Here is a 20,453-nt window from a genome sequence, read left to right on the forward strand (position 1 = left end):
ACCCTCGCGCCTACTGCGCGCGGCCGTCCTCGTCGCACGGCGGGGTCACGGAGATGCCGACCTCGTCGAGCTGGGTCTCGACGAGGACGAGCGTGCGCTCCATCGCGACGGGTTGCAGCTTGCCGACCTGGTGCCCGTGCGGATGGTCGAAGAAGACGAGCAGGCAGAGCATGAGCGAGATGACGAGCGTGACGCTGCCCATGAGCACCGACTGCGTGACGGCGCCCTCGGCCGAGTCGGCGAAGAAGAGCATGAACACGAAGATCGTCGCGGAGATGGCGAACAGGACGAGCCACAGGGGGAGCGGGATCAGTCCCTCGGCGCCGTGCACGCGGGCCTGGCGCGCCTGCTCCCGGTCGGCGGTCTGGTCCATCCACCGGTCGTAGGCCGACTGCTCGGTGTCCGAGGCGGGCTCGACCCCGCGGATGGTGCGGAACATCTCGACGCCCCAGGGGTTGACGGCGTCGCCGAGCCGCGCGTCGGCCATGGCCTCCCACTCGGTCGTCGCGACCGAGCGCGCGTAGCAGACGAGCTGGCCCGACAGCTCGGCCCCGGCGTCAGCGGGAAGGAACTGCGCCGTCTGGATCTGCTGCGCGACGACCTGCGCCTCCTCCTCGGCGCCGCTGCGCGCCTCGTCGTAGGACTCGAAGGCCAGGAAGATGATGAAGCCCAGGAGCACCGAGAAGCCCGTGGCGAGGACCCCGAACACGCCCGAGGCGCGGTCCCCGTCGCGGAAGCGGCTGCCCTCGGGTGCCCGCGCGCGCACGAGCAGCATGGCCGTGACCGTCACGGCCGTGGCGCCGAACGTGACGAGAGCCGCGATCAGGATGTTCACGGCCTCACACCTGCACCGGGTAGGAGATCAGGACGCCCAGCGTCGCGAGGAGCGCGACACCGCCGATCCCGACCATCGCGAGGCGCAGCCGCGGTGACGAGAGCTTCGCCCCGATGCCGCCGAAGAACAGCACCGACGCGCACAGCACCGTGGCGAGCACGTAGTTGTCCTTGACCCCGTTGGCGTGGTGCGCCCGCGCGGCGGCAGCGTCGGCCTTCTTCTCGAGCCGCTGCGACTCCTGGGTCGCGGAGAGCACGTACTCGTCCATCGCGAACGGGCTGGGCGGTGCGTCGGCGTTGGTCGACGGGTCCAGCGCGACCCACGCCTGGACCGCGGGCTCGAACTCCTCGCGGAACCGTGCGTAGAGGAACCCCGAGTAGGTCGCGGGGTCGGGGACGTAGCCGGGAGCCGGGCCAACCCGTCCCTGCTCCTCGTCGAGCGCGCTCAGCCAGTCGGTGAAGAGCTGGACGTCGATGATGGTCTGCTGCCCCGCGAGCGTCGAGGCGCGGTTGCTCTCGGTGCGTGCGGCACCGGCCGCGCTGTACGACGTCGCCATCTCCCCACCCCACTGCGCGCTCTGGAACGCGGACCAGGCCGTCATGACGGTCGCGATCGCGAGCAGGACGGCCGCGACGAGCTCGAGGTGCCGGTGGACCGCAGCGACGGGGCCGCCCGGTGCGGCCGGGCTGCCCGGACCGGTCGACGGGTTGGTGGCCCCAGGCGTGGACCGACCACGGGGGCTGGGGCTCCCGTGGTCGGTCACGTCGGTCCTGTGCGCGCTCGTCCGACTAGGCGAGTGCCTTGGCCTTGAGCGTGGCGAACTCGTTCTCGTCGATCACGCCGGCGTCGAGCAGGGCCTTGGCGTCGCTGATCTGGGTCGCCGCGGAGGACTCGGACTTCGCGACCCCCCGGATGTACGCGTCGGTCTGGGCCTTGGCCTGCGAGACGTCCTGCATCTGCCGTTCGGCCATGCCGCGCCCTCTGGCGATGACGTAGATCAGCGCCGTGAGGAACGGGACGAGGACCAGCGCGACGATCCACAGCGCCTTCCACCAGCCGCTGAGCTCGTGGTCCCGGAAGAGGTCGGCCAGGATCCTGAACAGGATCATGAGGTACATGAAGAAGAAGAACCACCAGATCATCAACCAGAACCAGTCCATGAAGCTGTCCATGCGACGTCCTCCTCGTACGGGTGCCGGTCAACCGGCAAGGATCTGAGACTTCTGGGCCTCGAACTCTGCGGGGCTCAGGATGCCCTGGTCGCGCAGAGCGGCGAGCTGGGTGAGCTGCGCGATCCGGGCGTCCATGTCGACCGGCGCCGGTGCGGGGGCCGGCGGCGCGGGGGCGTAGGTCGGCTGGGGCGCCGGCTGCTGCGGTGGCGGGGCTTCCTGGGACGCCCAGCGCCCCGCCTGTCGTCGCGAGACGCGGTTGGAGACGGCCGTCGCCGTCCCAGCCACGACGGCGGTGCGTGCGACTCCTCGGATGAGTCCGGGCATGGTGTGGGCCTCCTAGGTCGGTCCGGGATCAGTCGGTGGATTCGTCGGCCTCGAGCGCGGCGAGCACGGCCTGCACAGGGATGCGCCCCCCGGCCACGAGCTGGGCGCCGCCTCGCCGTAGTGCGGTCGCGAAAGGGGCGGCCCAGACGTTCTCGTAGACGAGCACGGCCGCCGTCCTGCCCGGTTCGACGGCCTCCGCCGCCTCGGCCAGGTCCTCGTGGCCCAGGAGACCGGACACGGCCCCTGCGAAGATCTCGAGCCCGGTCGTGCCGTCGGCGAGCTCGTCGAGCTCGAGGCCGGTCACGGTCCCGTCGTCCTCCTTGCGGAGCACGAGCAGGTCGAGCACCCTGACGATCCCTCGGTCGACCAGGTCGACGAGCAGGGGGAACGCCTCGCCGGTCATGGCCTCCGACGGGAACTCGACGATCAGGTAGTCGATGGGTCCCGACTCCTGCAGGTCGGTCGGCTCCTGTGTCATGGGTCGGTCGTCCTTTCCTTCGGGGGCTGGGCCCGGTTGCACGGGGCGCGCACACCGCCCTGCCTGGGACCAGACTGCTCCGCAGGAGCGTGGTCGTCGTCATGCAGACCGCATGAAGTTCGGGTCAGGGACCGCACACCCGACGTCCCGGCGAATCATGTGATCGTGGTGATGCGCGGCGGTCTGCCGGCGTGCGGCAATGGGGGGACAGGACCCGGCGACAGGATCGAAGGGCACGACGTGGACTACACCGACCGACTACGGCGCTTCGCCGCCAACGACGCACGGCTCGAGGAAGACCTGGAGGCCGAGGAGGTGATGCTCGACCCCAAGACCCTCGCCCTCGTCCGCCTGGCGGCACTCGTCGCGGTCGGCGGAGCCGAGCCGACCTACGGCAGCGAGGTCGACGACGCCGTGAACGCAGGGGCGACCACCGCCGAGATCGTCGACGTCCTGTCGGCGACCATCCCGATCGTCGGGCTGCCGAGCGTCGTGGCGGCGGCCCCCAAGCTCGCCCTCGCGCTCGGGTTCGACCCGTTCGACGTGAGAGAACCCGGGTGAGCGGTCAGGCGCCCAGCAGTCCCATACCGATCGCCGTGCGCACGGCGTCGCTCCGGCTCGAGACCCCGAGCTTGCGATAGATCGACCCGATCTCCGAGCTGGCCGTGTTCCGGGACACGAAGAGCCGCTCTCCGATCTCGCGGATCGTCAGGTGGGTCTGCAGGTACGGCAGGAGGCGCAGCTCGGCAGGGGTGAGGGGAGTGCTCGACGTCGGCAGGGCCGCCGTACGCGAGGCGGCGTCGAACGCCGTGCGCAGCTCGACCGCCTCCTCGGCGAGCACGCCGAGCGCTGGGCGACGCAGCAGCACGTCGTCGATCTCCCGCAGGAGGTGGTTGACGGTCGAGGCGTCCGACGTCGCCCAGCTCGTCCGGGCGAGCTGGAGGCGGGTGCGGACCGCGAGCGTCGGGAACGCGTACGTGCTGAACGTGCGAGCACGCATCGCCCGGGTGAGCAGCGCGCGCGTGCCCGCGAGGTCGCCGGCATGGTGGCGGTTGCGTGCGGCCAGCGCGAACCCGAGGCCGCTCGTCGGGTAGTCGTGCATGCGGCGTGCGTCGATCGCGTCGAGGAGCCTGCGGACCCGGTCGCCTGCGCGCGCCCACCGGTCGTGATCCATGTCGAGCTGCGCGAGCTGCGCCTCGGCGAGCACGAGCGTGCTCGCATGATCGAGCTCTCCGGCCGCCTCGGTGGCGCGCTCCAGGTACTCGGTCGCCGCGTCGTCGTCACCGACCAGGCGCAGGGCGTCGCCGCGCAGCACGAACACCGTGTCCCGCCACGTGCTCCACGCCGGTTCGGAGTCGAGGGCGGTCCCGACGTCGTCGAGCATCTGCTCGGGGCCGTCCGGGCAGCGCAGCGCCCGGAACATGGCGCGGGCCGACTCGAACGAGGCCGTCCCGTCGACCGGCTCGTCGTCGGACGAGGAGGTGTCTGCCACGGCCCCCCACCGCTCGGCTGTGGCCGCGTGCCCCTCGTGCACGGCGACGAGGCCCGCGAGCACCGCGAGCGGCGGGTACTTCGTGATCGACTCGTCGCCGAGCGCGGCAAGCCACCGGTCGATCGTCGTGACCCGTCCGGCCTGGACGTGGGGCATCACGACGCGTGCGACGAGCCGGGAGGTCCGCTCGATCTCGGGAGTCACGAGCAGCATCTCGATCGCGCGCTCGGGCGAGCCGTTCTCCTCGTACCAGTCGGCTGCCCGCGTCCGGAGGTGGTCGGCGAGCTCGGGCTCGGTCGCGAGGAGCTCGTCGAGGAGGAACTCGCGGAACAGCGCGTGGTAGCGGAACCACTGCCTGTGCCGGTCGACCGGGACGAGGAAGAGGTGCGAGGCCTCGATCGCACGCAGGATCCGGGTCGAGGAGCGGACGCCGAGCACCGCGTCGCACAGCGGTGCGCTGAGCTCGTCGAGCACCGCGGTCCGTCGCAGGAACAGCTGGGTCTCGGCGGACAGCCGGCGGAACGACTCGCGCTGGAGGTAGTCCGCGACGTAGCGGTCCGTGCCGGTCACGGTCTCGGGGCCGGAGCCGTCTCCGGCGGCTACGAGCGAGGCGAGGTACACGCCGACGGGCCAGCCCTCGGTCCGCTCGGTCACGGTGGTCGCGATCTCGTGCGTGACCCGGACCTGCGAGGCGGCGAAGACCTGCTCGGTGCCGGAGACGTCGAGGGCCAGGTCCTGCGCGTCGATCTCGACCGACTCGCCGGCCGCGCGCAGGCGCGCGAGGTGGGGTTGCTCGTCCCGGCTCGCCGCGACCAGCTGGGACCCCTCGGGGATCCCCGCGAGCACGATGCCCAGCACGTCGTGGCAGGCCGCCGACCGCACCTCGTGCAGGTCGTCGAGCGCCAGGACGAACGGCTCGGGGCTCGAGCGCAGGGCCGACGCCAGGCGCGGGGCGGCTCGGCCCAGGAGCGAGGTGTCGGCTCCGACCATGTCCGCCACGAGGTCGGGGCGCCCCGCACCCAGGCGCGCGAAGGCCGAGGCGAGCACGACGAGCAGTCTCGCCGGGTCGTCGTCGAGCCGGTCGAGCGTGACCCACGCGACGGGACGAGGGTCACGCTCGGCCCACTCGGCCAGCAGGGTCGACTTCCCGTAGCCGGGGGGCGCCGTGACCCCGACCACGCGCCGTCCGCTCGCGCGGGTCGCGTCGATCAGGTCGGCCCGGCTCACGACCGGCGCGTGCCGCCGGGGCACGCTGAACTTGGCCTCGAGGAGCAGCCCGTCGAGCTCCTCGTCCGCACGCGCCGTCCCCTGCTCGTCGCTCACCTTCACACCATAGGGCGCGGGTCGTCGCAGCGCCGGACGTCTGCTGCGTGTCCTCCGGACTGGATCTCCGACGGAACCGACCCGTGGGGGGTGGGCGGGCAGCACCCGTGGCGCCGGTGATCACGCGGTCTGGGGGATGCGCGTGCGAGCGCCGGTTCCTACCGTGGGACGCATCCGTGTCCTCGTGCCCGACCGAGCGGAGCTCTCATGCGTCCCGACCAGCACGCCCGCACCATGCTGCCCATCCCGGACCGCCCCCGGCCGGGATTGACGACGTACGACGCGAAGGACCCCGACACGTCCTACCCGCCGATCGAGCCGCTGCGCCCGCCCGAGGGCGCACCGAACGTCCTGATCGTCCTGCTCGACGACGTGGGCTTCGGTGCGTCGAGCGCGTTCGGGGGGCCGTGTCACACCCCGACCGCGGAGCGGCTGGCGGCCGGCGGGCTGACGTTCAACCGCTTCCACACCACGGCGCTGTGCGCCCCCACCCGGGCCGCGATGCTCAGCGGGAGAAACCACCACTCGGTCGGCATGGGCAGCATCACCGAGACCGCGACGTCGGCGCCCGGGAACAGCTCGCTCAAGCCCAACACCAAGGCGCCGCTCGCGATGACGCTCAAGCTCAACGGCTACTCGACGGCGCAGTTCGGCAAGTGCCACGAGGTCCCGGTCTGGCAGTCCTCGCCCATGGGGCCGTTCGATGCCTGGCCGTCCGTCGGCGGAGGGTTCGAGACGTTCTACGGCTTCATCGGCGGCGAGAACAACCAGTGGGAGCCAGCGCTCTACGAGGGCACGACGCCCGTCGAACCCCCGAGGACCGCCGAGGAGGGGTACCACCTGACCGAGGACCTCGCCGACCGGGCGATCAGCTGGATCCGGACGCAGAAGGCGCTCATGCCGGACAAGCCCTTCTTCGCCTACTTCGCTCCGGGCGCGACGCACGCCCCGCACCACGTCCCGCAGGAGTGGGCCGACCGGTACGCGGGCCGGTTCGCGGACGGCTGGGACGTACAGCGCGAGCGCACGTTCGCGCGTCAGAAGGAGCTCGGTGTGATCCCTCCCGAGGCCGAGCTCACGCCGCGCCACGCCGAGATCCCGGCGTGGGACGACATGCCGGACGACCTCAGGCCCGTGCTCGAGCGGGAGATGGAGGTCTACGCGGGCTTCCTCGAGCACGCCGACCACCACGTGGGCCGGGTCGTCGACGCGATCGAGGACCTGGGGGTGCTCGACGACACCCTCATCTACTACGTGATCGGGGACAACGGCGCCTCGGCCGAGGGCACGATCAACGGCGCGTTCAACGAGATGGCCAACTTCAACGGCATGGCGGCGCTCGAGACACCCGAGTTCATGGCGTCCAAGCTGGCCGAGCTCGGCTCGCCGTCGTCGTACAACCACTACGCCGTGGGTTGGGCCTGGGCCATGGACACCCCCTTCCAGTGGACCAAGCAGGTCGCCTCGCACTGGGGAGGGACGCGCAACGGGACCGTCGTGCACTGGCCCCGGCGCATCACGGACTCCGGCGGGCTGCGCTCGCAGTTCACGCACTGCATCGACGTGGCCCCCACGATCCTCGAGGCCGCGGGCCTGCCCGAGCCCACCCAGGTCAACGGCGTGCTCCAGTCACCCATGGAGGGTACGAGCATGCTCTACGCGTTCGACGACGCAGACGCGCCCGAGCGCCACGACCTCCAGTACTTCGAGATGTTCGGCAACCGGGGGATCTACCACAAGGGGTGGAGCGCGGTCACCAAGCACCGCACGCCGTGGGACATGGTCGGCGGGTCGGCCATCGCGTTCGACGACGACGTCTGGGAGCTCTACGACGGCAGCACCGACTACAGCCAGGCGCACGACCTGTCCGCCGAGCAGCCCGAACGGCTGCACTCCCTCCAGCGCCTGTGGCTCATCGAGGCGGTCAAGTACGACGTGCTCCCGCTCGACGACCGGACCGCGGACCGGTTGAACCCCGAGACCGCCGGGCGCCCGACCCTCGTCCACGGGAACAGCCAGCTGCTGTTCGCCGGGATGGGGCGGCTCTCGGAGAACAGTGTCGTGAACATCAAGAACAAGTCGTTCTCCGTGACCGCGGAGATCGAGGTCCCGGCCTCCGGTGCGGACGGTGTGATCATCGCGCAGGGTGGGAGGTTCGGCGGCTGGAGCCTGTACGCCAAGGAGGGCAGGCTGAAGTTCGTCTACAACGTCCTGGGCATCCAGGAGTTCGCGACCGAGGCACAGGCCACGGTCCCGGAGGGCACGCACCAGGTCCGCATGGAGTTCGCGTACGACGGCGGAGGGCTCGCCAAGGGAGGCGACGTGACGCTCTTCCACGACGGCACCCCCGTGGGCACCGGCCGGGTCGGCGCGACCCAGGCCATGGTCTTCTCCGCCGACGAGACGACGGACGTCGGGTACGAGTCGGGGACACCGGTCAGCCCGGACTACTCGCCGCGGTCGAGCCGGTTCTCGGGCAGGATCCACTGGGTGCAGATCGACGTGGGGACCGACGACCACGACCACTTCATCGACCCCGACGAGCGCCTGCGCATCGCCATGGCAAGGCAGTGAGGGGAGCACCGGGGGAGTGGTGAGGCCGCGTCGCCCGGGGGCGCGGTGCGCGCGGGGACCGGGCAGTGCTCCCCGTCAGGGGGCGACGTACGCCGCGAGGTGCTGGCCCGTGAGCGTCGAGCGGTCGGCCACCAGGTCGGCCGGCGTGCCCTCGAAGACGACCTGGCCGCCGTCGTGCCCGGCGCCCGGGCCGAGGTCGATGATCCAGTCGGCGTGCGCCATGACCGCCTGGTGGTGCTCGATCACGACGACCGACTTGCCCGACTCGACGAGCCGGTCGAGCAGGCCGAGCAGCTGTTCGACGTCGGCCAGGTGCAGGCCCGTCGTGGGCTCGTCGAGCACGTAGACGCCGCCCTTGGCACCCATCTGCGTCGCGAGCTTGATCCGCTGGCGCTCGCCTCCCGACAGCGTCGTGAGGGGCTGGCCGAGGCTCAGGTAGCCCAGGCCCACGTCGACGAGGCGCGTGAGGATCGAGTGGGCGGCCGCGATGCGCGACTCGCCCGCCGCGAAGAACTCCTCGGCCTCGGTGACGGACATCGCGAGCACCTCGGCGATGTTCTTCCCACCCAGCGTGTACTCGAGCACCGAGGCCTGGAACCGCTTGCCCCCGCACTCCTCGCACGGCGTCTCGACCGTGGCCATGACGCCGAGGTCGGTGTAGATGACGCCCGCACCGTTGCACACGGGGCAGGCGCCCTCGGAGTTGGCGCTGAACAGCGCGGGCTTGACTCCGTTGGCCTTCGCGAAGGCCTTGCGGATCGGGTCCAGCAGGCCCGTGTAGGTCGCCGGGTTGCTCCGGCGCGATCCGCGGATCGCGCTCTGGTCGATCACGACGACCCCCTCGCGGCCCGCGACCGAGCCGTGGATCAAGGAGCTCTTGCCCGACCCGGCGACCCCCGTCACGACGCACAGGACCCCGAGGGGGACGTCGACGTCGACTCCCTGCAGGTTGTGCTCGGTCGCGCCACGGATCTCGAGCGCGCCCCGGGGGGCGCGCACGCTCGCCTTGACCGTCGAGCGGTCGTCGAGGTGGCGGCCGGTCGTGGTGTCGCTCGCGCGCAGCCCCTCGACCGTGCCCTCGAAGCAGATGGTGCCCCCGTGCCGCCCGGCTCCCGGGCCGATGTCGACGACGTGGTCCGCGATCGTGATCGCCTCGGGCTTGTGCTCCACGACGAGGACCGTGTTGCCCTTGTCCCGCAGCTGGAGCAGCAGCGTGTTCATGCGCTGGATGTCGTGCGGGTGGAGCCCGATGGTCGGCTCGTCGAACACATAGGTGACGTCGGTGAGCGAGGAACCCAGGTGGCGGATCATCTTGGTGCGCTGCGCCTCGCCACCGGACAGCGTCCCCGAGGGACGGTCGAGCGAGAGGTAGCCCAGGCCGATCTCCGCGAACGAGTCGAGCAGGTGCTGGAGGCCCTTGAGGAGCGGTGCCATCGAGGGCTCGTCGAGACCGCGGACCCACTCGGCGAGGTCGCTGATCTGCATCGCGCAGACGTCCGCGATGCTCTTGTCGCCGATCTTCGACGAGCGTGCCTCGGGGCTCAGGCGCGTGCCGTCGCACTCCGGGCAGGTCTGGAACGTCACGGCCTTCTCGACGAACGCCCGGATGTGCGGCTGCATCGCGTCGACGTCCTTGGACAGGAAGGACTTCTGGATCTTGGGGATCAGGCCCTCGTACGTCAGGTTGATGCCCTCGACCTTGATCTTGGTCGGCTCCTTGTAGAGGAGGTCGTGCAGCTCGCGCTGGGTGAACCTGCTGATCGGCTTGGCCGCGTCGAAGAAGCCGCTGCCCCGGTAGATGCGCCCGTACCAGCCGTCCATCGAGTAGCCCGGGATCGTCAGCGCGCCCTCGTCGAGCGACTTGCTGTCGTCGTACAGCGCCGTGAGGTCGAAGTCGGTCACGCTGCCCTTGCCCTCGCAGCGCGGGCACATGCCGCCGAGCTGGTGGAACGAGGCCTTCTCCGCCTGCGTCTTGCCGCCGCGCTCGATCGTGATCGCGCCGCTGCCCGAGACCGAGGGGACGTTGAACGAGTACGCCTGCGGTGAGCCGATGTGCGGCTGCCCGAGGCGGCTGAAGAGGATGCGCAGCATGGCGTTCGCGTCGGTCACGGTGCCCACCGTGGAGCGCGGGTTGGCCCCCATGCGTTCCTGGTCGACGATGATCGCGGTCGTCAGCCCGTCCAGCAGGTCGACGTCGGGGCGCGCGAGCGAGGGCATGAAGCCCTGGAGGAACGCGCTGTACGTCTCGTTGATCATGCGCTGGGACTCGGCAGCGATGGTGCTGAAGACGAGCGAGCTCTTGCCCGAGCCGGAGACCCCGGTGAACACCGTGAGGCGACGCTTGGGGATCTCGACGCTGATGTCCTGGAGGTTGTTCTCCCGGGCGCCCTGCACGCGGATCATGTCGTGGGTGTCGGCGACGTGGGGTGCGGGCACGGCAGTGCCCGTGCTCGTGGCGGTGCTCATCTGTCTCCTCCTGGTGGGCGGGGTGCGGTCCCCGCCGTGGTCGCCGGACGCTTCCGTCCATCGTCGGACGCTCGGCCCCGCTGCGCACGCAGGGCGAGGTGTGCGGCAGGTGCCTGCGGGACACGCTAGCGGGGTCCACCGACGCCGGGCTTCTCGATTCCTGCTCGACCGGCCGGTCGGCTCAAGGGTGCGACAAGGCGCAGGTTCACACGAACTGCATGACGCGCGGCCGCGCGCCCGGGGCGCTCAATGGGAGAGGCGCGCAACCGCGCCCTGCGCGAGAGCCGACGTCGACCTCGCCGTGCCGAGGGGCGACCTCAGGACGGGCCGACGTCACGCACGACCCGAGCAGACCTGGCACGCCGGACCCTGACCGGTCCGGGACGGAGAGGATCCATCATGAGCGAACAGACCGAGGGCACCCCCGTGCTCGACCTGCTGGTGGAGATGACGGCGGACTCGGTCGAGGCGTCGAGCCTCGACATCCAGACGGTGATGCTGGTGCGGCTCGCGGCGCTCGTGGCGGTCGACGCGCCCCCGGTGTCGTACCTGATGAACCTGGAGGCCGGGATGGAGGCCGGGATCGACGCGGACATGGTCGCAGGCGTCCTCGCGGCGGTCGCGCCCATCGTCGGCACTCCTCGCGTGGTCGCGGCGTCTGCAGGCATCGCGGAGTCGCTCGCGTTCGAGATCGCTGTCGCGGTCGCCGACATCGCGGAGCAGAACGAGGCGTAGGCGTGTGACCCCCGAGTCAGCCGAACCCCCTCCCGGTGTCACGGACGGGCGTCCAGGCGAGCGTGCCGGCCCCGTCGCCACGCTCTCCTGGGGCCCGAAGGTCGGCCTCTGGGCGTGGAGCTTCGTCGGCACGGTCGTGGCCGTCGTCCTCGTCGTGCTGGCGCTCGCGGCCGTGAGCGAGATCGTCCTGCCGTTGACCTTCGCGGCCGTGCTCGCGGTGTGCTTCAAGCCGATCGCGGACCGGCTGCGACGACGGGGCGTTCCGAGCAGCCTGGCCGCGGGCGTGGTCGTCCTCGGGCTCATCGCCCTCGCGACCGTGGTCGCGGTCGCGGCTGTGCGCGGCATCGTCCAGCAGACCGACGAGATCGGGGCCTCGGTCGACGCGGCGACGGACCAGCTCGTGGCGCAGCTCGACGTCGACGAGCAGTCGCTCGAGGCCGTACGGGAGACCCTGGTGGACTTGGCTCCGGGCGTGACCGGTGGCTTCCTGACCGGGCTCGTGAGCGGGATCGGCGCGCTCGTGGGCATCGCGAGCGGGCTGATCCTCGGCGCGCTGATCATGTACTACCTCGTCAAGGACGGTGCCCGGCTGAGGGGCTCGGTCGTCGCTCAGCTCAGGGCGGGAGCACAGCCCGAGATCGACGGCTTCATCGGTGACTCGTGCCGGACGCTGCGCGACTACGGCCGCGGCCGGACGACCATGTCGGTCGTCGTCGCCGTGGTCATCGGGGTCGCCGCGCTCCTCCTGGGCCTTCCTCTGATCTTCACGATCGTGGTGGTGAACTTCATCGGCGGGTACATCCCGTACATCGGTGCGTTCCTGGGGGGCGGTCTGGCCGTGGCCGTGGCGCTGGGCGACGGGGGGATCGCCCCGGCCGTGATCATGCTCGTCGTCGTGGTCGCGTCGAACCTGCTGCTCGAGAACTTCGTCGAGCCGCGGGTCATGGGCCGCACGCTCGACATCCATCCGCTGGTCGTGCTGGTCGTGACGGCGCTCGGTGGGGTCGTGGGCGGGATCGTCGGTCTGATCCTCGCCGTCCCGGCCTGGGCGGTAGCCACCGAGGGCGTCTCCCGCCTGCGTCGTCACGGCTTCTTCGACCACGTCGTCACGACGGCCGAGCCCGTCGTGCGACGGATGCTCCAGTAGACGAGACGCCCAGGGGGCGTCCGAGATGGCAAGGAGGACGTCGTGACAGCGCACGCACCCGTCGAGGGCATGCCCGACGACGACGGCGGCGAGGCGGGTCAGGGGCCGATGAGCGGCCTCTCGACCCGGCGACGATGGACGTTGATCGCGCTCGGACTGCTCCGGGCGAGCGGGATCGCGATCCTGCTGGTCGCGCTCTACTACCTGGTGCCGCTCGACCGCCCGTCGCCGTCGTCGTTGGTCGTCGCCCTCGTCCTCTGCCTCCTGGTGCTCGTGACCACGATGTACTGGGAGGTCCGCGCGATCGTCCGCGCCAGGTTCCCCGGGATCCGGGCGACCCAGGCCTTGGCGACGACCGTGCCGTTGTTCCTGCTCGTCTTCGCAGCGACGTACTTCATGATCGCGTTCCAGGACCCGACCACGTTCAGCGAGCCGCTCACCCGGTCCGACGCGCTCTACTTCACGATCACGACGTTCGCGACCGTGGGATTCGGTGACATCTCCCCTCGCTCGGAACCGGTCAGGGTGCTCGTGGCAGCACAGGTGCTGCTCGACCTCGTGATCCTCGGCCTGGGCATCCAGGTCATCTTCGGGGCGGTGAAGAAGGCGCGCACGTCGTGAAGCGCATCGCGACGGCAGCGCTCTGACCTGCAAAGACGCTGACGTGACGTCTCGATGACACCACCATTTCGAAGAAGTGACGCCATATCTCTTGCGGTGACACCATCAGTGGTGTCATAGTGGCGTCATGGAACTGACGAGATATGTCGACGAGCTGCAGCACCAGCTCGCCACCGCGGCCGCCGCAGGCGGGGACGAGGCACGTGAGCTGGCCGGTCGCCTGACGGCCCCGCTCGACGCAGCCGTCCGCCTCGTCCTGCTCGAGGCGCTCTCGACCGCGGCCAACGAGATCACGGCCGAGCTTGCCCCGGGGGCGGTGGACGTCCGGCTCCGTGGTCGTGACCCGGAGTTCGTCGTGACCCCGGCCCCGAGCCCGGCCTTCGACGGAGCTGCCGCCCCGGCGGCGGAGCCCGCCCGCCCGGCGGTCCTGGACCCCGACGACGTGAGCACGTCCCGCACGACGCTCCGACTGCCCGACCAGCTCAAGGCGCAGGTCGAGGAGGCGGCAGCCCGCGAGGGCATGTCCGTCAACACGTGGCTCGTGCGCGCGGTCGCCGCGGCGCTCGCACCCACCGCCACGTCCCGCCCGGCCGCACGGGCCACGAGCACCTCCGGTCGTGTGACCGGCTGGGTGCGCTGACCACCACTCGACACCACATCCGGCGCCCCGCCGTCACGGGGCGGACACGTACACCCCTCTGGAGGATCCGTCATGCCCACTTTCGCTGCTCCCACGCCCGTCCCGGTCGTCATCGACGTCCCGTTCGGCAACCTGTACGTCGTCGCCGGAGAGCGGGACGACGTCGTCGTGACCGTCCTGCCGGCCGACCCGAGCAAGTCCGGCTCGGTCCGCGCCGCCGAGGAGACGCGCGTCGAACGCGACGGCGACGCGATCTCCGTCGTCTACCCCAGCTCCTGGAAGCAGTACGTCCTGCCGTTCGCGTCCGGTGGCGCCAAGGTCACCATCGAGCTCCCGGCCGGGTCGGACCTGCGTGGCAAGGCAGGGTCCTTGTACGCGGAGGGCAGGCTCGGGTCCGTCGACCTGAACCTCAACGGCGGCAACGCCCGGCTCGACGACGTCGACCGCCTCGACATCAAGGTCTCGGCAGGCTCGCTCAGCGTCGGCCGGGTCTCCGGCCCTGTCGACGCGGTGGTCACGGCGGGCGGGCTGCGGGTCCGCGAGCTCGACGGCGACGCCGTCGTCAAGGTCCCCAACGGCACGACCGAGATCGGCCGGACCACGGGGAGCCTGCGCGTCAACGGTGCGCACGGAGACATCGCGATCGACCGGTCGCACGGCGACACGGTGGTCCGGTGCGCGCACGGCGGTATCCGCGTCGAGCAGGCCGTGAACGGTCGTGTCCAGCTCGAGAGCTCGTACGGCTCGATCGAGGTCGGCGTGCCCGAGGGCACGGCTGCCTGGCTCGACGCGACGTCGCAGCACGGCCAGGTCCGCAACCTCCTCCAGGACGCAGCAGGACCCGACGAGAGCGACCTGACCGTCGAGGTCCGTGCCGGCACCAGCTACGGCGACGTCGTCGTCCGTCGGCCGCACGCCTGATCGTCTCGTCGACCTCCTGCACTCCGTGCCCCACCTGATCGTCGCTCCACCCGCACGTCCACCACCATCGAAGGAGAAGCACATGACAACCCCAACCCGCGGACCCGCGATCGAGGTCGCCGGCCTGCGCAAGTCCTACGCATCGAAGTCCGGCAAGCAGCTCGTGCTCGACGGGGTCGACCTCGTGGTCCCCGCCGGGACCGTGACCGCGCTCCTCGGCCCCAACGGGTCGGGCAAGACCACCACGGTCGGCGTCCTGTCCACCCTCCTGGCGGCCGATGCCGGCACGGTGCGGGTCGCCGGTCACGACGTGGGCCGCGAGCCCGACGCGGTGCGCGCCTCGATCGGGGTGACCGGCCAGATCACCGCGGTCGACGAGCTCCTCACGGGCACCGAGAACCTGCGCCTCATGGCCGACCTGAACCACCTGGGCCGGACGGCCGGGCGGCGCCGGACGGCCGAGCTGCTCGAGCAGTTCGGTCTCGCCGAGGCCGCGGGAAAGCCCGTGGCGACCTACTCGGGCGGCATGAAGCGCAAGCTCGATCTCGCGATGACGCTCGTCGGGACGCCGTCGGTCGTGTTCCTCGACGAACCGACCACGGGCCTCGACCCACGCAGCCGCATCACCCTGTGGGACGAGGTGCGCACGCTCGTCGCGGGCGGCACCACGATCCTGCTCACCACGCAGTACCTCGAGGAGGCCGACCGGCTCGCCGACTCGGTGGCCGTCCTGCACGACGGGCGCGTCGTGGCCGAGGGCACGCCCGACGAGCTCAAGGCCGTGCACGACGCCGGATCGCTCGACGAGGTGTTCCTCGCGCTGACCGAACCGACCACCGACGAAGAGACCGGAACGACACAGGACAAGGAGAACGTCCGATGACCGCCATCGCCACCACCGCCCCCACCACCGTCGCGCGACCTCGACCGCTCGCCGACGTCCTGACGATGCTGCGCCGCAGCCTGCTGCGCGCGGTGCGCTACCCGGGACTGACGGTCTTCATCGTCGCCGGCCCCCTGGTCATGCTCCTGCTGTTCGTGTACGTGTTCGGCGGGGCGTTCGGCGCGGGCGTCGCCCCCGGGGTCACGCCCGGAGCCGACGGACGTGCCGCGTACCTGGACTACATCACGCCCACGCTCCTGGTCATCACCGTGGTCGGGGGAGCGACGTCGGTCGCCGTGAGCGCCGCCATGGACGCCGCGAGCGGCATCATGGCCCGGTTCAAGACCATGGCGATCTCGCCCGGGTCGGTGCTGTCGGGCCACGTGCTCGGGTTCGTCGTCCAGGCCCTGATCGCGCTCGTGCTCGTGCTGGGCGCTGCGGTCGCGATGGGCTACCGCCCCGAGGCCGACGCGCTCGACTGGCTCGCGCTGCTGGGCCTGTTCGTCCTGCTCGGGATCGCCCTCAACTGGCTGTGCGTCGCCATGGGGCTCAACGCGCGCAGCGTCGAGACCGCGAGCAACACACCCATGATCCTGCTGCTCCTGCCGTTCCTCGGCAGCGGGTTCGTGCCCGTCGAGACCATGCCGACCGCCGTGCGCTGGTTCGCCGAGCACCAGCCGTTCACGCCCATCATCGACACCGTGCGCGGCCTGCGCGCGGGCGGTGCGGGGCTCGAGGGCTCGACCGCGGTGCAGGCCGTGGCGTGGTGCGTGGTGATCGGCGTCGCCGGGTACGTGTGGGCGCGCTCGCTGTTCCGTCGGGAGCGTCGCCTCTGAGCGGCGCCCTCGTCCGACGGCCGGGGTGGCAGGTGAGCCTGCCACCCCGGCCGCGCGCCGTCGTCGGGCCTCCCGACGGCGGCGCTCACTCCGTCGTTGCGCCCGCGGCGGGGGCTCGCATCAGATCGGGCGCACGACGAGCGACTGCGCGAGCGCCCCGACAGCTCCGTGCTCGTCATGCACCACTGCGTGCGTGAGTCCGGCCCCGGTCGGGCCGAACGTCACGGCCGTGTCGAGGCCCACCCAGTCCCCGCGAGGCGAGCGATGCAGGTGGACGGTCAGGTCCAGGTTCGGGAAGGCGACCTCGCGCGGGTGCGCGCGCACCGACATGCCGTTGGCCGCGTCGAGCAGGCCCGCTGCGCGGGCGAGCGGGCTCACGTCCTCGTCCGCGACGAGCGGGTGGTCGGTCCGGACCCACACGGTCCCGCGCCCGGGCTCGACCAGGGAGCGACGCACGTCGATCGACTCGATGAAGCCGCCCGGCCACACGGTCGAGGGATCCCAGGCGGGCGTCTCCTGCGGGCCGGTCACGGGCGGGGGAGCGCCGCCCGCCAAGGCTGTGGTGTCGGAGGTCCGGGCGAGCCACGCGCGCACCGTGATCGCGCGGCGGTCGCCGCACGTGAGCTCTGCCTCGACGAGCTCGACCGTGCGCCCGGTGCGTAGCACTGTGAGCCGGGTGTCGACCTCGAGGAGCGGGTACGTCCCCCAGATGTCGTACGACAGCCGGGTCACGGCGAGGTCGCTGCGTCCGCGCTCGTCGCGGTCCGTCTCGACGAGGTGGGCCAGCAGGCCGAGCGAGGGCGCGACGTGCTGCTCGTCGGTGCGCCACGCGCCCCCCACGTGCTCGGTCGGGTCGAAGGTCGTCGCGCCGGTGCGACGGAAGTAGGCCATGGGTCTCCTCAGGACGGACCCGCTCGTGGCGGGTGGGCGCGTCCTTCCTACCACCCCGGGGGCCTGCGAGGCGCAGGCGGACGCACCCTCCGCGCGCCGGGCCTCGGATCCCCGGGGCAGGGGTTAGGCATCGACGCAGCACGCGGGCGTTCGTCCAGGGGGAGGGACGGGCAGTCCTGCGGCACCGCGGTCGTCCACGGTGACCGACGAAGGCTGGCGCGCAGTGTCGGCACGGGCATCGCCATGTTCGCGAGGGTGGAGCTCGAACACCGGGCGGTCCGGGTCGCCGGTCGCGAGCAGGAGGGCGAAGAGCCCAAAGGCGGCCAGGGTGACTACGGTCACGTAGATCCGCACACCCCGTGGGCGCGCGATGAGAAGCCCGATCAGGAGCGGCGCGGCGAGCAGGGCGGCGACCCAGACGAACCTCTCCGGAGCCAGGTCGCAGACGCTCCTGACGAACACCTCCGAGTTGCAATACCTGCTCTGCGACTCCCTGCCCAGGATGTAGAAGTACATGGCTGGTAGCGCTCCAACCAGGAGCAGCACCCCACCGGCACACCACCCGGCGACGTTCCGGCGCGTGCGGACTCGTAGTTCGGTCTTCGTCGGAGCGTTGGGCGTCATGTGGAGGAGCGTCCCACAAGCCACCCGTCACGAGACTGGTGTCGGCGTGCCGTGGCGAGGCAGGTGCGCTAACGGAGCGCGTCACAGACGTGGCCGTTGTCGATCCGGCGGCCGGTGCCGTGGGCTCGGGTGGTGCTCACCGCTGGTGTCCTGCGGCGATCTCGGCGCGTGCGGCTTCACGGTCATCGGCGCGCGCGACCTGTAGGCGCGTCGTCTGATGGGCGCCGGGCGCGCCAACTTCGCGGGGCGGCGCAGTCGGCGCCCCGGACCGCTGGTGAGAGGGCGTCCCCGGGCGCCGTGCGGCAAAAGTGTGGCACCCCGACCGCCACGAGGGCGGCCGGGGTGCCGGCGCATCGGTTCAGCAGCTCAGCGCGGGTGCGGTGAGCGGGACCGATCAGAGGTCGTAGTAGAGCTCGAACTCGTGCGGGTGCGGGCGCAGACGGATCGGGTCCACCTCGTGCTCGCGCTTGTAGGCGATCCACGTCTCGATGAGGTCGGGCGTGAAGACATCCCCGACGGTCAGGAAGTCGTGGTCGGCCTCGAGGGCGTCGAGAGCCTCCTCGAGCGACGCGGGCACCTGCTGGATCGCGGCGTGCTCCTCGGGGGGCAGCTCGTACAGGTCCTTGTCGACCGGCTCCGGCGGCTCGATACGGTTCTTGATGCCGTCGATGCCCGCGAGCAGCTGCGCCGCGAACGCCAGGTAGGGGTTGGCCGTCGGGTCCGGGACGCGGAACTCGACGCGCTTCGCCTTGGGGTTGTTGCCCGTCACGGGGATACGGATGCACGCGGAGCGGTTGCGCGCCGAGTAGACCAGGTTGACGGGGGCCTCGTAGCCGGGCACCAGGCGACGGTAGGAGTTGACCGACGGGTTGGTGAACGCGAGCAGCGCGGGCGCGTGCTTGAGGAGGCCGCCGATGTACCAGCGAGCGAGGTCGGACAGGCCGCCGTAGCCCTTCTCGTCGTAGAAGAGGGGCTCGCCGTCCTTCCAGAGCGACTGGTGCGAGTGCATGCCCGAGCCGTTGTCACCGAAGATCGGCTTCGGCATGAAGGTCGCGGACTTGCCGGCCTCCCAGGCGACGTTCTTGATGACGTACTTGAACTTCATCAGGTCGTCGGCCGCTGCGGTGAGCGTCGAGAAGCGGTAGTTGATCTCCTGCTGGCCGGCGGTGCCCACCTCGTGGTGCGCGCGCTCGACGTCCAGGCCGACCTGGTCGAGGACTGCGCACATCTCGTCGCGCAGGTCGGCCATCTGGTCGTTGGGGGAGACGGGGAAGTAGCCACCCTTGTAGCGGGTCTTGTAGCCGAGGTTGCCACCCTCCTCGACGCGGCCGGTGTTCCAGGCCGCTTCCTTGGAGTCGAGGTGGTAGTACGACTCGTTCTGGCTCGTCTTGAACCTGACGTCGTCGAAGATGTAGAACTCGGCCTCGGGGGCGAAGAAGGCGGTGTCGGCGATGCCGGTGCTGCGCAGGTACGCCTCGGCCTTGAAGGCCACGTTGCGCGGGTCGCGGGAGTACGCCTCGTCGGTGAAGGGGTCCACGATCGAGAAGTTCACGATGAGCGTCTTGCGCTTGCGGAACGGGTCGATGTAGGCGGTCGTGACGTCAGGGATGAGCTTCATGTCCGACTCGTGGATCGCCTGGAAGCCGCGGATCGAGGACCCGTCGAACATCATGCCGTCCGTGAAGGCGGACTCGGCGAACTGCGAGATCGGGATGTTGAAGTGCTGCATGACGCCCGGCAGGTCGCAGAACCGGACGTCGACGAACTCGACGCCCTCGTTCCGGGTGAAGGCGATTGCCTCCTCCGCGTTCTTGAACATCCGTAACTCCTTGGTAGTGGGTCCTCTGGCCGTACCTCCAGTGGCGCCTCGAACCTAGGCCCCGGGAGTTTCCCCACCGTGTACCGAATGTTTCGTCCGTGTTACACAGCGTCCTGCCGTGTGACATCGGCGCGACGATGCGTGGTGGGGGACCCCGAACCAGGACAAGCCGGTCAGGCGCCGGAACCTCGCTCGCCGACACGTAGGCTGGGGCCGTGGTGTCGCGTGAAGATGTGGGTTCCTGGCTCGAGGGTACGCCGACCGGTGGGGAGGACGGCCGAGGCGGCCGCCTCGGCCTGCCGCCCGACGGTCCCGGCTCGATGGCGACGGTCGGGCGCAGGGTCGTCGCGCTGTGCATCGACTGGCTGCTGAGCATGCTCATCAGCTACCTGGTGTTCGACGCGAACTCGATGGCGACGCTCGGTGTGTTCGCGGTCGAGAACCTGCTCCTGGTGAGCACGCTCGGCTACACGGTCGGGCACCGGGTCCTGGGCCTGCAGGTGAGGGTCCTGGGCGGCGAGGGGCGCATGGTCGGTCTGTGGCGCGGGTTCGTCCGCACGGTCCTGCTGTGCCTGGTCGTCCCGGCCGTGGTGTGGGACGGCGACGGGCGCGGCATGCACGACAAGGCAGCGGGCACGGTCATCGTCCGGGCCTGACCAGGCCCGTCTCCCG

General features: G+C 70.9%; 20 protein-coding genes. 10 read left to right on the plus strand and 10 right to left on the minus strand.

Annotated features, from left to right (window positions below; genetic code table 11):
* Positions 1-10: 10 nt before the first annotated feature.
* The 5 genes from ASE15_RS11955 to ASE15_RS11975 are packed head-to-tail and all read right to left on the minus strand — an operon-like array spanning position 11 to position 2,809.
* On the minus strand, positions 11-835 hold the full coding sequence (locus ASE15_RS11955) for a DUF4239 domain-containing protein (RefSeq protein ID WP_056763467.1): 825 nt from the start codon (positions 833-835) through the stop codon (positions 11-13).
* Positions 836-839: 4 nt separating this feature from the next.
* Positions 840-1,598 carry a hypothetical protein gene (locus ASE15_RS11960; protein WP_056651121.1) on the minus strand — a complete coding sequence of 253 codons (759 nt, stop codon included), beginning with the start codon at positions 1,596-1,598 and terminating at the stop codon, positions 840-842.
* A 25-nt stretch (positions 1,599-1,623) separates the two neighbouring features.
* Positions 1,624-2,007, minus strand: a complete 384-nt coding sequence (locus tag ASE15_RS11965) for an SHOCT domain-containing protein (RefSeq protein ID WP_056651125.1) — start codon at positions 2,005-2,007, stop codon at positions 1,624-1,626.
* Positions 2,008-2,034: 27 nt separating this feature from the next.
* On the minus strand, positions 2,035-2,331 hold the full coding sequence (locus ASE15_RS11970; protein WP_056763469.1) for an SHOCT domain-containing protein: 297 nt from the start codon (positions 2,329-2,331) through the stop codon (positions 2,035-2,037).
* A 28-nt stretch (positions 2,332-2,359) separates the two neighbouring features.
* Positions 2,360-2,809 (minus strand): DUF6325 family protein, encoded by a 450-nt coding sequence (locus tag ASE15_RS11975; RefSeq protein WP_056651130.1) that lies wholly within the window; start codon positions 2,807-2,809, stop codon positions 2,360-2,362.
* Between the two features lie 240 nt (positions 2,810-3,049).
* On the opposite strand from ASE15_RS11975, the gene ASE15_RS11980 reads away from it, so the two are divergent.
* Positions 3,050-3,370: a carboxymuconolactone decarboxylase family protein gene (locus ASE15_RS11980; protein WP_056651132.1), complete on the plus strand. Its 321-nt coding sequence runs from the start codon at positions 3,050-3,052 to the stop codon at positions 3,368-3,370.
* A 4-nt stretch (positions 3,371-3,374) separates the two neighbouring features.
* Here ASE15_RS11980 and ASE15_RS11985 read toward each other — a convergent pair whose 3' ends face one another.
* The gene (locus ASE15_RS11985) at positions 3,375-5,624 is read right to left on the minus strand and encodes a LuxR C-terminal-related transcriptional regulator (protein ID WP_056763802.1); all 2,250 of its coding nucleotides are present in this window, start codon (positions 5,622-5,624) and stop codon (positions 3,375-3,377) included.
* A gap of 207 nt (positions 5,625-5,831) precedes the next feature.
* Here ASE15_RS11985 and ASE15_RS11990 point away from each other — a divergent pair, with 207 nt between their 5' ends.
* Entirely contained in the window at positions 5,832-8,198 is a 2,367-nt protein-coding gene (locus tag ASE15_RS11990) for an arylsulfatase (protein ID WP_056651135.1), read from the plus strand.
* 75 nt (positions 8,199-8,273) lie between these two features.
* Here the strand turns inward: ASE15_RS11990 and ASE15_RS11995 are convergent, their stop codons facing one another.
* Complete coding sequence (locus ASE15_RS11995; protein WP_056763471.1) at positions 8,274-10,664, minus strand: excinuclease ABC subunit UvrA; 2,391 nt, start codon at positions 10,662-10,664, stop codon at positions 8,274-8,276.
* Positions 10,665-11,063: 399 nt separating this feature from the next.
* Here ASE15_RS11995 and ASE15_RS12000 point away from each other — a divergent pair, with 399 nt between their 5' ends.
* The 7 genes from ASE15_RS12000 to ASE15_RS12030 all read left to right on the plus strand — a co-directional run bounded on the left by ASE15_RS12000 (position 11,064) and on the right by ASE15_RS12030 (position 16,447).
* Complete coding sequence (locus tag ASE15_RS12000; protein ID WP_056651141.1) at positions 11,064-11,399, plus strand: carboxymuconolactone decarboxylase family protein; 336 nt, start codon at positions 11,064-11,066, stop codon at positions 11,397-11,399.
* Between the two features lie 4 nt (positions 11,400-11,403).
* A complete protein-coding gene (locus ASE15_RS12005; protein ID WP_056763473.1) occupies positions 11,404-12,546 on the plus strand; it encodes an AI-2E family transporter in 1,143 nt (380 codons plus the stop codon).
* A gap of 42 nt (positions 12,547-12,588) precedes the next feature.
* Positions 12,589-13,167 (plus strand): potassium channel family protein, encoded by a 579-nt coding sequence (locus tag ASE15_RS12010; RefSeq protein WP_235534387.1) that lies wholly within the window; start codon positions 12,589-12,591, stop codon positions 13,165-13,167.
* Positions 13,168-13,294: 127 nt separating this feature from the next.
* Complete coding sequence (locus ASE15_RS12015) at positions 13,295-13,807, plus strand: ribbon-helix-helix protein, CopG family (RefSeq protein WP_056651146.1); 513 nt, start codon at positions 13,295-13,297, stop codon at positions 13,805-13,807.
* 72 nt (positions 13,808-13,879) lie between these two features.
* Positions 13,880-14,728: a DUF4097 family beta strand repeat-containing protein gene (locus ASE15_RS12020; protein ID WP_056763476.1), complete on the plus strand. Its 849-nt coding sequence runs from the start codon at positions 13,880-13,882 to the stop codon at positions 14,726-14,728.
* Positions 14,729-14,810: 82 nt separating this feature from the next.
* The gene (locus ASE15_RS12025; protein ID WP_056763478.1) at positions 14,811-15,611 is read left to right on the plus strand and encodes an ABC transporter ATP-binding protein; all 801 of its coding nucleotides are present in this window, start codon (positions 14,811-14,813) and stop codon (positions 15,609-15,611) included.
* Positions 15,608-16,447 carry an ABC transporter permease gene (locus ASE15_RS12030; RefSeq protein WP_082618403.1) on the plus strand — a complete coding sequence of 280 codons (840 nt, stop codon included), beginning with the start codon at positions 15,608-15,610 and terminating at the stop codon, positions 16,445-16,447. The genes ASE15_RS12025 and ASE15_RS12030 overlap by 4 nt, the downstream gene beginning before the upstream one ends.
* A gap of 120 nt (positions 16,448-16,567) precedes the next feature.
* Here ASE15_RS12030 and ASE15_RS12035 read toward each other — a convergent pair whose 3' ends face one another.
* The 3 genes from ASE15_RS12035 to glnA all read right to left on the minus strand — a co-directional run bounded on the left by ASE15_RS12035 (position 16,568) and on the right by glnA (position 19,781).
* Complete coding sequence (locus tag ASE15_RS12035) at positions 16,568-17,338, minus strand: thioesterase family protein (protein WP_056763480.1); 771 nt, start codon at positions 17,336-17,338, stop codon at positions 16,568-16,570.
* Between the two features lie 123 nt (positions 17,339-17,461).
* Positions 17,462-17,962 (minus strand): hypothetical protein, encoded by a 501-nt coding sequence (locus tag ASE15_RS12040; RefSeq protein WP_157277212.1) that lies wholly within the window; start codon positions 17,960-17,962, stop codon positions 17,462-17,464.
* A gap of 394 nt (positions 17,963-18,356) precedes the next feature.
* Positions 18,357-19,781, minus strand: coding sequence for a type I glutamate--ammonia ligase (gene glnA / locus ASE15_RS12045; RefSeq protein WP_056651160.1), 1,425 nt, complete (start codon positions 19,779-19,781; stop codon positions 18,357-18,359).
* Positions 19,782-19,996: 215 nt separating this feature from the next.
* Between glnA and ASE15_RS12050 the strand changes: the two genes are divergently transcribed.
* Positions 19,997-20,437: an RDD family protein gene (locus ASE15_RS12050; RefSeq protein ID WP_056763483.1), complete on the plus strand. Its 441-nt coding sequence runs from the start codon at positions 19,997-19,999 to the stop codon at positions 20,435-20,437.
* Positions 20,438-20,453: the final 16 nt, after the last annotated feature.

The sequence above is a fragment of the Oerskovia sp. Root22 genome (assembly GCF_001429135.1).
Classification (GTDB): Bacteria; Actinomycetota; Actinomycetes; order Actinomycetales; family Cellulomonadaceae; genus Oerskovia; species Oerskovia enterophila.